Origin of the sequence: Sulfitobacter donghicola DSW-25 = KCTC 12864 = JCM 14565 (genome assembly GCF_000622405.1) — a bacterium.
Taxonomy (GTDB): domain Bacteria; phylum Pseudomonadota; class Alphaproteobacteria; order Rhodobacterales; family Rhodobacteraceae; genus Sulfitobacter; species Sulfitobacter donghicola.
The window spans coordinates 3,260,169-3,276,862 of the sequence record NZ_JASF01000005.1; the positions used below are offsets into that span (position 1 = coordinate 3,260,169).

A 16,694-nucleotide genomic window follows, 5' to 3' on the forward strand; every position below is an offset into this window, starting at 1 on the left:
TCCATGTTAGGCAAACTCTTCAAGCTTCTGTTTATCCTAGCGATTATTGGATTCATCGCCCTTGTCGGCTTTGCATATGTTGGTCCCGAATTAGGAATCGACTTTGCGCCAACGACTCAGGAAATACATTTGCCCGTTACCCTGCAAGGGCAGTAACGTGATGACCGTCCCTGTACGGACCCTATTACGCGGCGCAATTTTTGGGCTATCGGTGCCCTTTTGCAGTTTAGCTATCGCAGAAACCGCAGCACCTTTATCCGTCATTGATTGGCTGGACAAACCCGCGCCACAGGCCCGCCTGCCCCGCGCGCCGATTATCACAACGCCAAAACCGCTCCAAACGCCCAAACCGATTGACGAGCCTGCCGTCACCAAAAGCGGCAGCGCGCCACAGGTGACAACCCGCCCCTTGGGCGCTGCCGTGCCGCGCAACGTTGGTCTGGTTCCGGCCTCGGTAACAGGTATGAAGCCCGATTTGTGGGCTGGCAGCCCTGTTGCGGCCCTTACGCGCAGGATCGATGCACTGCCAGAGCTGGGCTTGCCCGCCGCGAACGCCCTGCTGTTTTCATTGCTCCTTGCCGAAACCGCCCCACCAAAAGAAGGCGCGCAGGCGTTAGACACGCTCACCCTTGCGCGGGTGAAAAAGCTTGAGGCCCTTGGCGCGGTTGACCCTGCTATGGCTTTGGCCGAGCAGGCAGGCGCGATGACCTCGCGCCGCTTGTTTGATGTCTGGGCACAGTTAAACATGCTGGTAGGTACTGAAGATACCGCATGTGATGCTTTGGCCAAAGCACCCTATCTGACCCAAGATTCCGCGATCAAAATTTTCTGCGCCGCGCGCGGCGGGGATTGGGACACAGCCATGCTGACTTTTGGCTCTGCCAAGGCGCTATCGCTTATTCCCATGGAAAAGCTGAATGTTCTGGATCGTTTCCTGAATCCTGATCTGTTTGAAGATGCCCCTCCTTTGGCCACCCCGCGCGAAATGGACCCGCTGACGTTTCGCCTGTTTGAAACCATCGGAGAGCCGCTCCCGACACGGCCGCTGCCCTATGCCTATGCCGTTGCCGATCTTCGCGATGTTGCGGGATGGAAGGCGCAACTGGAAGCCGCCGAACGCCTGACGCGAACGGGGGCCCTCCCCGATAACCGATTGCTTGGCCTGTTAACCGATCGCAAAGCGGCGGCATCGGGCGGGGTTTGGGACCATGTTCGCGCCGTTCAGCGGTTTGACACGGCGCTAAACACCCGTAGCGTCGATGCGATTTCAAAAACACTCCCCCCCGCGTGGCGCGAAATGCAAAGCGCCGAGTTGGAGGTGAGCTTCTCAACCTCGTTTCAAGAGCGCAGTAACGGGCTGGCCTTGAGCGGTTCATCCGCACGCATTCTAGCCTATATGGGGCTTTTGTCTCCGTCCTATGAAACGGTCGCGGCGACCCTGCCCCAAGATCTGGATCTAGGGCCAAACGACGCCTTGTTGCGCGCCATTGCACGGGGGGAAGCCCCAGAAACCGCGCCCACAGCCGCCCTGCCGCGCGCCATATATGATGCCTTTGAAACGCCAACACCCAATCTGGCGTGGATGGCCATGGCAAAATCCCATCGGCTGGGCGAGGCCTTGCTGTTCACCCTAGACGATTTACGTGATGGCGCGCAGGGCGATAGCCAGTCTTTGCGCCGCGCGCTCAGCACTTTGCGTGCTTTGGGGCTGGAAGACACAGCGCGCCGCGCCGCGTTGCAAATCCTGCTACTGGAGCGCAGCTAATGTCGCCCCGTACGCCCTCTTCTTGGATTTCGATGTTCCTAGAGGCTCAGGCCGCAGAACTAGGTGCGGCCACAAACACGCTGCTGGCCTATGGCCGTGACCTAAAAGATTTTGACGGTTGGTTGGCCCATAAAAACAACACGTTCGAACAGGCCAGCCGCGCCGACGTTGAGGCCTATCTGGTGCATTGTGATGCGCAAGGATTGGCCAAATCCACCCGCGCACGGCGGCTTTCGGCAGTTAAACAGCTGTATCGTTTCGCCTTTGAGGAAGGTCTGCGCAGCGATAATCCCGCGATCCAGATCAACGGACCAGGACAAGAGAAACGTCTGCCCAAAGTTCTTTCGATTGAAGAGGTCGACGGGCTGCTGGCCGCTGCTCGGACCTTGGGACGTACTGAAGCCGATCGCATTCGCAACACCTGCCTGATGGAGCTGCTTTATGCGACGGGCATGCGGGTGAGCGAACTGGTTGGGTTGCCTGTCAGCGCCACCCGCGGCGATCCGCGCCTGCTGCTGATCATGGGCAAAGGCGGCAAAGAGCGTATGGTGCCGCTGTCCCCCGATGCCCGCGATGCATTGGCTCTTTGGATCAAGCTTAGGGATGAAAACGAGGCCGAGCGCGCCGCCAAAAAGCTACCCGCCTCGCGGTTTCTCTTTCCCTCACGCGGCAAGGAAGGGCATCTCACCCGCCATTGGTTTTACATGTTGATCAAAGACATTGCCGTTGCGGCGGGTGTTTCCCCCGCCAAGGTCACGCCGCACACGTTGCGCCATGCCTTTGCCACCCACCTGCTGGCGGGGGGCGCTGATCTGCGCGCGATCCAGACCATGCTGGGCCATGCAGATGTCGCCACCACCGAGATTTACACACATGTTTTGGAAGAGCGTCTGTCAGAGCTGGTGCTAGACCATCACCCCCTGTCAGAAATCGCAACCCGCAAGACCTCTGGCAAAACATCCTCGGATGGCCAATAGCCGCTGCTGAGCGCGCGCCGATAGTCATCGGGAAGGCCCGCGGCCTGCATATCCTGCATTGCACCAGCGGTGTCGTAATCAAGCGTTTCGATTTGTGCACACCCCTTACGAAGGACCGCGTAGCGCGTTTGCGGCTTTCCATCATGGGGGGGCATGCCGACCACCCCTGCGTTAATCCAGCGGCCTTTCGACGCCTCACGCACAAAGGGCAAGCCGCTGTGGCCTGACAAAATGGCATCTATCGGCCCGATCAACGCCTCCAACACCTCCCATTCGGTTGTAAAGACCGCGTCTTTGTCCGTCTCCCAAATAAACTGGGCCACGTCGCGCACGCCGCCGTGGATCACGGCGTACCGCTGTCCGTGATGGGTAAAGGTTGCCACATCAGGCAAGGCACCCATCCATTTCGCCTCGGCCTCTCCCAGCTGGGATTTGGCAAAAGCATACCACGCCGCGCTCAGACGGTCACAGGTTGTGCCTTGTTCAAAGCCACATCCGCAATCATCTGCCTGCTGCGCCAGCTGAATTTCGCAGTTTCCCGCCACAACCACACAGCCCGATTCCCGTATCACCTGCACAGTTTCCATGGGCGATCCGCAATAGGCCACCACATCGCCTGTGCAAATCACATGATCTGGCGCGATCCCTTTGGCTTTGGCCTGCTCCAGAACGGCCAAAGAGGCCTGCAAATTGCTGTAAGGGCCACCAAACACCAGCAGATCGCCATCCAACACACCCAAATCAACATGTTTCATGGGCTCTTCTCCTTGAATGCGCCATGGCCTCAGCCCATAACAGAACAACTTACCCAAGAGAGGTTCCCACATGGACATGCCACAGGCAACGGGCGATACGGCGTTCTGGATTTCAGTTGCGATAATTCTGTTTCTTTTGATCCTTTCCGGCTTCTTTTCCGGTTCGGAAACCGCGCTGACGGCCGCCTCGCGCGGCAAGCTGCGCACCCAAGCAGACAAGGGCTCTGCGGGGGCTCAGCGCGCGTTGAACATCACCGAAGATAACGAGCGGCTGATCGGGTCGGTTTTGCTGGGTAATAACTTGGTGAATATTCTTGCAGCCTCGCTGGCCACGGCCCTGTTTACGCGGCTGTTTGGCGAAAGCGGTGTCGCGCTGGCGACGTTGGTGATGACGCTGCTGGTGCTTGTCTTTGCCGAGGTTCTGCCGAAAACCTATGCCATTACCAATGCCGAACGCGCCGCGGCGCTGGTGTCTGGTCCGATCAGCGTGGTTGTGTTGGTCTTTGCCCCTGTGGTGCGGATTGTTCGTTTGGTGGTGCGTGGCATGCTGCGCATCTTGGGCGTATCGGTTGACCCTGACAGCAACATCCTTGCCGTGCGTGAAGAGATCGCAGGCGCGCTGCAGTTGGGCCATTCCGAAGGGGTTGTCGAAAAAGAGGACCGTGACCGCATCCTTGGCGCGCTGGACCTGCGCGAACGCGCGGTAGAAGAGATCATGCTTCACCGTTCTGGCATCGAGATGATTGATGCCAGCAACACCCCCGCCGATATCCTAGAGCAATGCCTGCAATCCAACCACACCCGCCTGCCCGTCTTTCGCGATGATCCTGAAAACATCATCGGCGTGATCCACGCCAAAGACCTGCTGCGCGCCATGTACAAACTGATCGGCGGCCCTGAAGGCGATGCAGCAGCTTTGAAACAATTCGACATCGCCGAGGTTGCGATGGAGCCGTATTTTGTTCCCGAGACATCGACACTGGACGAACAGATGCGCCAGTTCCTGCACCGCCGCACCCATTTTGCGCTGGTGGTGGATGAATACGGCACGCTACAGGGGTTGATCACGCTTGAGGATATTCTCGAAGAGATCGTCGGCGAGATCACGGATGAATTTGACCCGCTGGCTGAACACGCCGTAAAAACCGACAGTGACGGCCAGTATCTGGTGGACGGCGCAATGACGATCCGCGACCTGAATCGCGCCAACGATTGGAACCTACCCGATGACGAGGCAAACACCGTTGCGGGGCTGGTTATTCACGAGGCACAGATGATCCCCACCGCTGGGCAAGTGTTCTTGTTCCACGGTTTCCGGTTTGAGGTTCTAGCCCGTGAAGGCAACCGCATCACCGATCTGAAAATTCGCCCCCTTTAACAGTTTCGGGTTTGGCCGATCGCGGCCAAGCCCCCCCCTTTAGGCCCGCAGACGCTGGCCTTTGGGGTCAAAGGGCGGCTCGGCCAGAATGGTTGCCTTGTGCGGCGCGCCCAGCACCATCACGTCGACCACATCCCCAGCAGAGGCGCCTTTGACATATCCCAGCGCCAGCGATTTCCCAACGGTATAGCCATACGCGCCCGAGGTCACACGACCGATGCCTTTACCGTCTTTAAAGATCGGCTCGCCCCCTGTTGCATCTGCGTTTGACGCATCGGTTTGCGCGCCGTCCAATTCCAGCAAAACCAGCTCTTCGCGCGCAGGTATGCCCATGTTTTCAAGGGCGGCGTCACGGTTGAGGAATTCTTTCTCAACCTTGCAAAGACGATCAAGGCCAACTTCCTGCGGCCAGTATTCGGGGCTGTATTCGCGCCCCCATGATCCATAGCCCTTTTCAACCCGCAGCGACATCAACGCACGGCTGCCAACGGGGCCCGCGCCCACGTCTTTGCCTGCCGCAATCAGTGCCTCGAACAAGGCGGGTTGATCTGCCTCGGCGCAGTGCAGCTCCCACCCTAGATCGCCCGTAAAGGACACCCGCAGCGCAAGGCAGCGCACGCCGCCCAGCTCGATCCATTTTGACCGCATGAAGGGGAAATCAGACGTCTCCAGCGACGTGTTTGTCAGGCGCTGCAACATCTCGCGCGATTTGGGCCCAGCCACGTTGAACCCGCACATGTCATTGGTGTGGCTTTCAAATGTGGTGCCTTCGGGCAATGGGATCTCGTTGAAAAAGCGCTGGTGATAGCGTTCAGCCATGCCGGAGCCGATGATCCAGAACTCATCCTCGGCCAGACGCGTGACGGTGAAATCCCCCGCGATGCCGCCGCGTTTGCCGATCAGCGGCGTCAGACAAGACCGCCCAACCGCGCGCGGCATGTTATTGGCAAAGAGACTGTTAAGCCACGCCTCGGCCCCTGCCCCTTTGCAGGTGTATTTGGCAAAATTCGAGATATCGATGATGCCCGCCGTGTCGCGCAGCATGGTGCATTCGCGGCCAACGACATCCCACCATGGCTGGCGGGTGAACCCGTGGGTCTGGTCCTCGGCGCCGATTTCATCCCCGAAATACAGCGGATGCTCCCAGCCATAGTTCAGGCCAAACACCGCGCCCATATCGCGCTGGGTTTCATAGATCGGGCGCACGCGTGCGGGGCGCCCTGCGCTGCGTTCCTCATTGGGGAAGTGGATTTTGAAGCGGTTGGCGTATTGGTCGCCCACCCGCGCCTTGGTAAAGGCCTTATCCGCCCAATCGCCAAACCGCGCCACATCCCACGCGAACATGTCATAGCGCGTCTCGCCCGTAACAATCCAATCAGCTGCCAACAGCCCCATGCCGCCCGATTGGCTAAACCCTGGAATAATACCGTTACAACAGAAATAGTTACGCAGCTCTGGCACAGGGCCGAACAGCACGTTGCTATCGGGTGTCCAGATCATCGGGCCGTTGATGACGCGTTTGATGCCTGATGTCCCGATCACCGGCACACGGTCAATCGCGCGCATCATGTTATCCTCGATCCGCTCCAGATCATCGGCAAACAGCTCATGGCCAAAACCCTGCGGCGTGCCGTCTTCGGCCCAGAACACCATGTCTTTTTCATAGGCCCCAACCAGCAGGCCTTTGCCCTCTTGGCGCAGGTAGTATTCGCCATCACGGTCGGCGACGGACGGCAGGCGGCGGTCCAGCCCGTCGATCTCGGCGATGGTTTCTGTGACGAAATACTGGTGTTCGGTCGGTTGCAGCGGCAGCGTGATCCCTGCCAGCGCGGCAACCTCGCGCCCCCAGAGGCCAGCGGCATTCACCACCCATTGCGTGTGAATATCGCCCTTTTCGGTGCGCACAATCCACGATCCGTCTGGCTGTTGTTCGGTTCCTGTAACGGGGCAAAACCGCACAATCTCGGCCCCGTTCTGGCGCGCGCCAGCGGCATAGGCGTTGGTCACGCCCGAGGGGTCAACATTGCCACCGTTTTCCTCAAACATGATGCAGCGAATACCGTCGTAATCGACCAGCGGATGCAGCGCCTCTGCTTCGGCGCGGTCCACCTCGCGAAACGGCAAGCCATAGTATTTTGCCTTGGCCGCTTGCAGGCGCAACTGGTGTTCGCGCGCTTCGGTCTGGGCCAGATACAGCGATCCGGGTTGGAAGACGCCACAGCTTTGGCCTGTCTCTTCCTCCAGCGCGTTATACAGATCCATGGTGTAGTTCTGGATGCGCGTGATGTTGTTGTTATCGTGCAGCCCGTGGATATTGGCCGCCGCGTGCCACGTCGACCCTGACGTCAGCTCGTCCCGCTCCAGCAGCATCACATCGCTCCACCCCAGTTTCGTCAGGTGATAGAGGATAGAGCAGCCGATAACGCCCCCCCCGATGATAACGGCCTGAGCATGGGTTCGCATATGAAGGCTCCTTCGCGGTTGCACTGCATGCACCAACCTGCCGCCAAGCGCGCCCCCTCGTTCGCCCGTTTGCGACAGATTTTGTCGCGAACGGCCTTGGCAGCCCCCGACATCTGCTTAATCTGAGCAAAGGTCATAGATGGAGCAGCTAAATGAAAACATCGTCTCGCGTTGTCATTATCGGAGGTGGGGTTGTTGGGGCATCGGTCTTGTACCACCTGACCAAACTCGGCTGGTCAGATGTCATGCTGCTGGAACGCTCCGAGCTGACTTCGGGATCAACATGGCATGCGGCAGGTGGTTTTCATACGCTGAACGGCGATACCAATATGGCCGCGCTTCAGGGTTATACGATCAAACTGTATAAAGAGCTGGAAGAAATCACCGGCATGTCCTGCGGATTGCACCATGTGGGCGGCGTGACCCTTGCGGATAACCAAGACCGCTTTGACATGCTGCTGGCCGAACGGGCCAAGCACCGTTTTATGGGGCTGGAGACCGAAATCGTCAGCCCCGAAGAGATCGCCAAGATTGCGCCTGTGACCAACCTCGACGGGGTATTGGGCGGGCTTTATGATCCACTAGATGGGCACCTTGACCCATCCGGCACCACCCACGCCTATGCCAAGGCCGCGCGTATGGGCGGCGCAACCATCGAAACCCATTGTATGGTGAGCGAGACAAACCAACGCCCCGATGGCAGCTGGGATGTTGTCACGGATAAAGGCACCATTCATGCTGAACATATCGTCAACGCAGGTGGCCTTTGGGCGCGCGAAGTGGGGGCTATGGCGGGCGTGTATCTGCCCCTGCACCCGATGGAGCACCAATACCTCGTCACCGAAGAAGTCCCTCTTATCAAAGAGATGATGGCAGACGGGCGCGAACACCCCCATGTGATGGACCCCGCCGGCGAAAGCTATCTGCGCCAAGAAGGCATGGGCCTTTGCATCGGGTTTTATGAACAAACCTGCCGCCCTTGGGCGGTGAACGGCACGCCATGGAGCTTTGGCCAAGACTTGCTGGCCGATGATTTTGACAAGATCGAAGAGAGCATCAATTTTGCCTATCGCCGCTTTCCCGATCTGGAACGCGCGGGTGTGAAAAACGTGATCCACGGGCCGTTCACCTTTGCCCCCGATGGCAACCCGCTGGTCGGCCCTGTGCCGGGTTTGCGCAACTATTGGTCCGCTTGCGGTGTCATGGCTGGCTTTAGCCAAGGCGGCGGCGTTGGCCTGACGTTGGCACAATGGATGATCGAAGGCGAGCCCGAGCGCGATGTCTTTGCCATGGATGTGGCGCGTTTTGGCAAATGGATTTCACCGGGTTACACGCTGCCAAAGGTCATCGAAAACTATCAAAAGCGTTTCTCGGTCGCCTACCCGAACGAAGAGCTTCCCGCCGCGCGCCCGCATCAGACAACCCCGATGTATGACATCTTTAGCGATATGGGCGCAGTCTGGGGCCAGCAATACGGGCTAGAGGTGGCCAATTATTTCGCCCAAGGCGATGAGCCGACCTATGAAACCCCCTCCTTCCGCCGCTCCGACGCCTTTGACGCCACCGCACGCGAGGTACGCGCCGTGCGTGAAGGCGTGGGGATCAACGAGGTGCAGAATTTTGGTAAATATCTGATATCAGGCCCAAATGCCCGCGCGTGGCTGGATCGGATCATGGCGGGGCGTGTCCCTGCACAGGGGCGTTTGTCGTTAACGCCGATGCTCTCTCCCAAGGGCAAGCTGATTGGCGATTTCACAATCTCCTGCCTTGGCCCCGAGCTGTTCCAGCTTACTGCATCTTATGGGGCGCAGGCCTATCACAGCCGTTGGTTCGAGATGAACGCGCAGGATGGCGTGAGCGTGGAAAACATCTCGGATCGGCGCACGGGGTTCCAGATCGCAGGGCCATTGGCGCGCCAAGTTTTGCAGGAATGCACGCGCGACGATGTTGCCTCGATGAAGTTCTTGGACGTGCGTGAGATGACGATCGGCATGACAAATTGTCTGGTTCAGCGCGTCAGCTTTACCGGTGATCTGGGCTATGAAATCTATTGCGACCCCATGGCGCAGCGCCAGCTGTGGTGGACATTGTGGAGCGCGGGCGAACCGCTGGGCATGACCCCGTTTGGCATGCGCGCAATGATGTCGCTGCGGCTGGACAAGTTCTTTGGCGGTTGGCTGTTAGAGTTCGGGCCGGATTATACAGCCGCCGAAACGGGGCTGGATCGCTTTATCAGCTTTAAGAAAAATACTGATTTCATTGGCCGCGCCGCCGCCGAGAAAGAACAAAGCGAAGGCACCGCGCGCAAGTTGGTCGCTTTTGAAGTGGATGCGGATGGCGCTGATGTTCAAGGGTATGAACCGATCTGGCTGGATGGCAACGTGATCGGGTTCTGCACCTCTGGGGGCTATTCCCACTATGCGGAAAAATCTGTGGCGCAGGGGTTTGTTCCCACGGCTCTGTCCCAAGATGGTTTGGAGGTCGAGATTGAAATCCTTGGCAAAATGCGCCCTGCAACCCTGATCACCACCGCGCTGTTTGATGCGGATGGTGCGCGGATGCGCGGCCTATGATTAGCATTCTGATCCTTGCCGCTGGGGCCTCTAGCAGGATGCGCGGCAGGGATAAATTGCTAGAACAGATCGACGGCGAGCCCTTGCTACGCCGTCAGGTGAAACGCGCCTTGGCAACGGGATGCAACGTGGTCGTCACGCTGCCCCCATCCCCCCATCCACGCTATGAGCTGTTCGACGGATTAGAGGCCCATCTTGTCGCTGTCGCAGATGCGGATGAAGGGATGAATGCCAGCCTGCGTGCTGGGGTGGCTGCTTTGCCCCCCACAACAAAAGCGGTCATGGTGCTGCTGGCGGATATGCCCAACATCACCTTGAACGACCTAAACACCATGCTGGAAGCTGTTGATTTAAAATCTGAAACCAAGATTTACCGCGCCACTACCCAAGGCGGAAAATTTGGCCATCCCATCCTGTTCCACCACAGTCTTTTTCCTGACCTCATCGCCTTAGTGGGTGATCAGGGTGGCAAAGCTGTTGCGCAAAGGTACCTGAAGGAAACCACAGCTGTCCCCCTGCCCGATGAACACGCGTTGACAGACCTAGACACACCCGAAGATTGGGACCGCTGGCGAAACCTATTGCCGAACCAATAGGGCCGCCTCATGCGCCTTTAGGCTTCGACGCGCCGAAGAATAGCTTTCGACGCCGCTATGGGTCTTCAAATGTGGGAAAATCTCTAATAGTTCGAGGCGTTGCGCGTTACCAACCCCAGCAAGAGACTGCACTCCAGGCTGAAAGCTCTCGCTCCAGGCGCCATCGGATAAGATCACCTCGTGTTGGTCGAACATCAGGTGGATATAGGTGGTTTCTGCGCCTTCAACCACGGATACCCCCGGTAATCCCGTCAGATGTTTCGCGGCGACCAAGACTTCGCTTTCTTCAAAATAAAGCGCTGATTTATCGTTCGCCACTAAAATCCGGTGGTTTGGGGACACCATCAAATCGCGTTCAGGCAGATCATTTCCCAAAGCACCCTGAGAAATCTTAACGGGGCACAGATGAAGCGCGGACCCAAGTTCATCCGCGCTTAGGGTGCGTGTACCAACCCAGCGGATCACCTGAAGGCCATTGTCGCGGGTGATGACACGGTCGCCGACGGTTAGGTCTTCGATCGCAACCTCGCCACGAGGGGTCGCGATGCGCGTTCCCGGGGTAAAACAAGGCACAACCTTTTCGATGTTCTTAAAATCGATTGTACCTGCGTTGTTTCCCTCGGCATCAAAATATCGGACGGTGCCGTTTTCAGGGTTTTCGTCATCATATTCGACAACAAAGCTGCCACCATCGGGTGCAGAACCAGATAGATCCAGCCGATCAAAATCTCCCTCACCCCCTTCACCGCCATTTACAAAATCACCAGGGTTCACGTTGTAAATAATGTCCGATCCAGCGCCCCCATCCAACAGGTCGGCCCCGGCCCCTCCATTGATTAGGTCACCCCCTGCACCGCCAGAGATATTGTCGTCACCTTCACCGCCAAACAGATCATCAACGCCGTCCTCGCCGAGGATGATGTCGTTTCCCTCGCCGCCAAAAACAAAATCGTTTCCCGCCCCTGCGAGCAAATCATCGTTTCCAGCGCCCCCCGAGATCGTATCGTCGCCTTCTGCCGAGATGATCAGATCAGCTTCCTTTGTGCCCGTGATACTGTCTGGTTGGTCCGTTCCGTGAATATTCGCCATGTCGATCTCCCTTGCCCCAAACCAAGGCCCCCCTCAGCACAAGGATTACCTTACGGAATTTTTCAAAAATTTCAAGAAAATGCCAAATATTAACCTTGTTTTACAATAAGTTAGAAACAATCAACGTAAAAGACGGCGATCATACATAAATTCGGAAACGGTTTTTCACCCAGAAATTGAATCCACCAAATCACTCGTTTGACAGGGCAACCCCCTTTCTTTGGATTAAAGCCAAACAGGCACAGGCCGTTTGTCACATAGGCCTTTGCACAAATAAAAACGGAGCCGAGTACGGCTCCGTTTTCACTCACTCAAGGTCACTACTCCCGAATGAAGCTGCATATCTGTGCACCCCAAGGCGCAGCCCTTGCGGGCCCGCCTTGGGGAATTCTGTTTAAGGAGTTAGTTCTTTTTGGTAACCAGTTTGGCTTCGTGCTTTTTCAGCGACTTGCGTGCAGCTGTATAAGCCTCGAGACCTGTTTCTGTCGCCAACTCTGGGAAGAGTTCGAGAATTTCCTCGCGGGCTGCATCGCCCACACCTGCCAGCGATAGATCGCCAGGCTGGAAGCTCTCGGTCCATGTCCCGTCAGATAGAACAACCTCGTGCTGGTCGAACATGATGTGGATATAGGTGGTGTGCGACACGTCAACCACGTCGATCCCTTCCATATCCGTCAGGTGTTTCGCCGCGACCAAGACTTCGCGTTCCTCAAAGTAGAGGGCCGTTTTGTCGTTGGCGATCAGCACACGGTGCTGAGGCGATACCATCATGTCACGTTCCGGCAGACCGTTACCCAGCGCACCTTCGCGGATCAGAACCGGACGCAGGTGTTCTTTTGCGGCCAATTCGTCACCAGACATGTCACGCGAGCCAATCCAGCGGATTTCTTGCATGCCGTTGTCACGGGTGATGATCCGATCGCCCACTTCCAGCTCTTCGACTTTGCGCTCACCTTTCGGTGTGGCGATCAATGTACCCGGCGTGAAGCAAGGAATGGTTACCGCAACATTGGCAGAGGCTTCGCCGCCGTTACCGTCAGAAACGGTATAGGAAACATCAGCCGGACCAGTATAGCCGTCATCCGGTGTAAAGGTGATCGTGCCATCGTCGTTGATCACAACGTCGCCATTGTCACTGGTTGCCGATGTGATGATCAGCGGATCACCATCCGGATCACTGTCGTTGGCCAGAACATCAATCGTCACAGGTGTGTTGATCGGTGTTTCCGCGACATCATCCGCAGTAACAGGTGCATCGTTAACCGGCGTTACAGTGATATCAACCGTGGCGGTATCTTCGTTGCCGTCAGGATCGCAGATTGTGTAAGTGATTGTTGTATCACCGTTAAAGTCTGCCTCTGGCGTGAACTCGATTGTCCCGTCATCGTTGATGGTAACCGTGCCGTTTGGCGATGTTGCCTCTTTGATTTCCAGAGGATCACCGTTTGGATCTGTATCGTTCTCCAATACATCGATCACAATTGACGTGTCTTCTGGCGTCTCAGCCACATCATCTACAGCAACCGGATTCTCGGCTGGATCAGTTACAGTCACAAACAGAACCGCAGGGTCCGTCAGCTCACCATCAGAGATGGTATAGTTGACCTGAGCTTCGCCTGTGAACCCTTCGTTTGGTGTGAAGGTGATTGTGCCGTCATCGTTGATGACAACCTCACCATCGGGGCTGGACGCCTCGACCACCTCGATTGGGTCACCTTCTGGGTCACTATCGTTCGCCAGAACATCCGTTGTTACAGGCTCACCGATATCCGTGTCAGCAACGTCATCCTCGGCCAGCGGACCATCGTTTACAGGGTTAACTGTAACAACAACCTCGGCCGTATCTTCGCCGCCGTTGCCATCTGTGACCGTGTACTCAATCGTGGCTTCACCGTTGAAGTCAGGGTTCGGCGTGAACTCAATCGTGCCATCGTCGTTGATGGTAACCGTGCCGTCTGGCGAGGTCGCCTCGGTGATTTCCAGTGGATCACCATCTGGATCGCTATCGTTTTCGAGCACGTCGATGACAACTGGTGTGTCCTCGTCGGTTTCAGCTGTGTCATCAACCGCAACTGGTGGATCAGTTTCTTCACCAACAGAGACCTTGGCGATTGCAGTGTCTTCACCGCCGTTACCATCAGAGATCGTATATTCGATTTCCGCATCACCCGTGAAACCAGGGTTTGGCGTGAATTCGATTGTACCATCGTCGTTGATCACAACTGTACCATCTGGCGAAGTCGCCTCGGTCACAGTCAGCGGATCGCCGTCTGGATCACTGTCATTGGCCAGAACCGGAATGGTCACAGGCGTATCCAGATCGGTCGAGACACAATCATCGGTCGCGACAGGCGCATCGTTGACGTTTTCGACTGTTACAGTAACACGCGCGTCATCAAAGCCGCCCTCGCCGTCTGTTACAGTGTAGTCGATCACCGCTTCACCAATGAAGTCTGGGTTCGGCGTGAATTCGATCGTGCCGTCGTCGTTGATCACAACTGTGCCGTCTGGCGATGTTGCCTCGGTAATGGTCAGCGGATCGTCTTCTGGATCCGTGTCATTCTCAAGAACATCAATCGTGACAGGCGTTTCTTCCTCTGTCGTCGCTGTGTCATCTGTTGCAACTGGCGCAAAGTTCTCATCGTCTTCGTTCACAGTCACAAACAGAACCGCAGGATCCGTCAGCTCACCATCAGAGATGGTATAGTTGACCTGAGCTTCGCCTGTGAACCCTTCGTTTGGTGTGAAGGTGATTGTGCCGTCATCGTTGATGACAACTTCACCATCGGGGCTGGACGCCTCGACCACCTCGATTGGGTCACCTTCCGGATCGCTGTCATTGTCGAGGACAGACACCGTAACAGGCGTGTTTTCGTCTGTTTCAGCTGCGTCATCCTCGGCCAATGGGCCATCGTTAACTGGGTTCACAGTTACAATGACTTCTGCGGTGTCTTCGCCGCCATTGCCATCTGTTATTGTGTACTCAATTGTGGCTTCACCGTTGAAGTCTGGGTTCGGCGTGAACTCGATGGTGCCATCGTCGTTGATCGTAACCGTGCCATCCGGCGAGGTCGCCTCGGTGATTTCAAGTGGATCACCATCTGGATCGCTATCGTTTTCGAGCACGTCGATGACAACTGGTGTGTCCTCGTCGGTTTCAGCTGTGTCATCAACCGCAACTGGTGGATCAGTTTCCTCACCAACAGAGACTTTCGCGATTGCCGTGTCTTCACCGCCGTTACCATCAGAGATCGTATATTCGATTTCCGCATCACCCGTGAAACCAGGGTTTGGCGTGAATTCGATTGTACCATCGTCGTTGATCACAACTGTACCATCTGGCGAAGTCGCCTCGGTCACAGTCAGCGGATCGCCGTCAGGATCACTGTCATTGGCCAGAACCGGAATGGTCACAGGCGTATCCAGATCGGTCGAGACACAATCATCGGTCGCGACAGGCGCATCGTTGACGTTTTCGACTGTCACAGTGACACGCGCGTCATCAAAGCCGCCCTCGCCATCGGTGATGGTGTAGTCGATCACCGCTTCACCAATGAAGTCTGGGTTCGGCGTGAATTCGATCGTGCCGTCGTCGTTGATCACAACTGTGCCGTCTGGCGATGTTGCCTCGGTAATGGTCAGCGGATCGTCTTCTGGATCCGTGTCATTCTCCAAGACAGCAATCGTGACAGGCGTTTCTTCCTCTGTCGTCGCTGTGTCATCTGTAGCAACTGGCGCGAAGTTCTCATCGTCTTCGTTCACAGTAATAAAGACAACCGCCGGGTCCGTCAGATCGCCATCAGAGATGGTGTAGTTCACAACAGCTTCACCCGTGAAGCCTTCGTCAGGCGTAAAGGTGATGGTGCCATCGTCGTTGATGACAACTTCGCCATTGGGGCTGGTTGCTTCAACAACTTCGATTGGGTCACCTTCCGGATCGCTATCGTTGTCCAGAACAGACACCGTAACAGGCGTGTTTTCGTCTGTTTCAGCTGCGTCATCCTCGGCCAGCGGACCATCGTTTACAGGGTTAACTGTAACAACAACCTCTGCAGTGTCGAACCCGCCGTTACCATCGGTAATGGTGTATTCGATTGTCGCATCCCCGTTAAAGTCTGGGTTCGGCGTGAACTCAATCGTGCCATCATCGTTGATCGTGACAGTCCCGTCTGGCGAAGTTGCCTCGGTCACGGTCAGCGGATCGCTGTCTGGATCACTGTCGTTGTCCAATACAGAGATGGTGACAGGTGTGTCTTCGTCTGTCTCGGCTGTATCGTCCTCTGCAACCGGTGGGTCGGAGACCTCACCAACAGAAACAGTCACTTCAGCAGTGTCAAAGCCGCCGTTGCCGTCGGTAATTGTGTACTCAATCACCGCATCCCCGTTAAAGTCAGGGTTTGGCGTGAACTCGATCGTACCGTCGTCGTTGATCGTGACAGTCCCGTCTGGCGACGTCGCCTCGGTTACAGTCAGCGGATCACCATCAGGATCAGAGTCGTTGTCCAGCACAGAGATGGTGACAGGCGTGTCCTCATCCGTTGCCGCAGTATCGTTTTCCGCAACTGGTGGATCCTGAAGTGGGTTCACCGTTACAAAGACGCGGCTGTCATCAAATCCACCGTTACCGTCCGTAATTGTATAGTCAATTACAGCTTCACCCGCGAAATCTGGGTTCGGCGTGAACTCGATTGTGCCATCGTCGTTGATCACAACAGTCCCGTCTGGCGAAGTCGCCTCGGTTACTGTCAGCGGATCGCCATCAGGATCGCTATCGTTATCCAGGATAGAGATCGTTACAGGTGTTTCTTCGTCTGTTTCGTCAAAGTCGTCCGTTGCAACTGGCGCATCCTGCACCGGCGCAACTTCAACTGTAACAACAGCAGAGTCCAAACCGCCCTGACCATCTTCGATGGTATAGTTGATCGTAGCCTCACCGTTAAAGTCAGGGTTCGGCGTGAAGGTGATGGTGCCGTCGTCGTTGATCTCGACCGTGCCATCCTCAGATGTGGCCGCCGTAACTGTCAGCGGATCACCGTCTGGATCTTCGTCATTGTCGAGAACCGCAATCGTAACAGGCGTGTCTTCATCCGTTTCGGCC

Annotated in this window: 10 protein-coding genes; 6 read left to right on the forward strand and 4 right to left on the reverse strand. The window is 56.6% G+C overall.

What is annotated here, in order from left to right; all coding sequences use genetic code 11:
- The first annotated feature begins 3 nt into the window (after positions 1 to 3).
- The 3 genes from Z948_RS19090 to Z948_RS0117265 are packed head-to-tail and all read left to right on the forward strand — an operon-like array spanning position 4 to position 2,742.
- Entirely contained in the window at positions 4 to 156 is a 153-nt protein-coding gene (locus Z948_RS19090; protein ID WP_169736160.1) for a hypothetical protein, read from the forward strand.
- Between the two features lie 4 nt (positions 157 to 160).
- Positions 161 to 1,765 carry a hypothetical protein gene (locus tag Z948_RS0117260; protein WP_025060794.1) on the forward strand — a complete coding sequence of 535 codons (1,605 nt, stop codon included), beginning with the start codon at positions 161 to 163 and terminating at the stop codon, positions 1,763 to 1,765.
- Positions 1,765 to 2,742, forward strand: coding sequence for a site-specific tyrosine recombinase XerD (locus tag Z948_RS0117265; protein WP_025060795.1), 978 nt, complete (start codon positions 1,765 to 1,767; stop codon positions 2,740 to 2,742). The genes Z948_RS0117260 and Z948_RS0117265 overlap by 1 nt, the downstream gene beginning before the upstream one ends.
- Here Z948_RS0117265 and Z948_RS0117270 read toward each other — a convergent pair.
- Positions 2,679 to 3,497 (reverse strand): metallophosphoesterase family protein, encoded by an 819-nt coding sequence (locus Z948_RS0117270; protein WP_025060796.1) that lies wholly within the window; start codon positions 3,495 to 3,497, stop codon positions 2,679 to 2,681. The two genes, Z948_RS0117265 and Z948_RS0117270, sit on opposite strands and share 64 nt — an antisense overlap.
- A gap of 70 nt (positions 3,498 to 3,567) precedes the next feature.
- On the opposite strand from Z948_RS0117270, the gene Z948_RS0117275 reads away from it, so the two are divergent.
- Positions 3,568 to 4,875, forward strand: a complete 1,308-nt coding sequence (locus Z948_RS0117275; RefSeq protein WP_025060797.1) for an HlyC/CorC family transporter — start codon at positions 3,568 to 3,570, stop codon at positions 4,873 to 4,875.
- Positions 4,876 to 4,914: 39 nt separating this feature from the next.
- Here the strand turns inward: Z948_RS0117275 and Z948_RS0117280 are convergent, their stop codons facing one another.
- Positions 4,915 to 7,338 (reverse strand): GcvT family protein, encoded by a 2,424-nt coding sequence (locus tag Z948_RS0117280; protein WP_025060798.1) that lies wholly within the window; start codon positions 7,336 to 7,338, stop codon positions 4,915 to 4,917.
- A gap of 152 nt (positions 7,339 to 7,490) precedes the next feature.
- Here Z948_RS0117280 and Z948_RS0117285 point away from each other — a divergent pair, with 152 nt between their 5' ends.
- Complete coding sequence (locus Z948_RS0117285) at positions 7,491 to 9,911, forward strand: GcvT family protein (protein ID WP_025060799.1); 2,421 nt, start codon at positions 7,491 to 7,493, stop codon at positions 9,909 to 9,911.
- Entirely contained in the window at positions 9,908 to 10,507 is a 600-nt protein-coding gene (locus tag Z948_RS0117290) for a nucleotidyltransferase family protein (protein WP_025060800.1), read from the forward strand. Before Z948_RS0117285 ends, Z948_RS0117290 begins: the two co-directional genes overlap by 4 nt.
- On the opposite strand, the gene Z948_RS0117295 is transcribed toward Z948_RS0117290, so the two are convergent.
- Positions 10,490 to 11,596, reverse strand: a complete 1,107-nt coding sequence (locus Z948_RS0117295) for a Hint domain-containing protein (RefSeq protein ID WP_025060801.1) — start codon at positions 11,594 to 11,596, stop codon at positions 10,490 to 10,492. The genes Z948_RS0117290 and Z948_RS0117295 overlap by 18 nt on opposite strands.
- 402 nt (positions 11,597 to 11,998) lie before the next feature.
- The coding region (locus Z948_RS0117300; RefSeq protein ID WP_025060802.1) for an Ig-like domain-containing protein at positions 11,999 to 16,694 on the reverse strand (4,696 nt) is incomplete at its 5' end.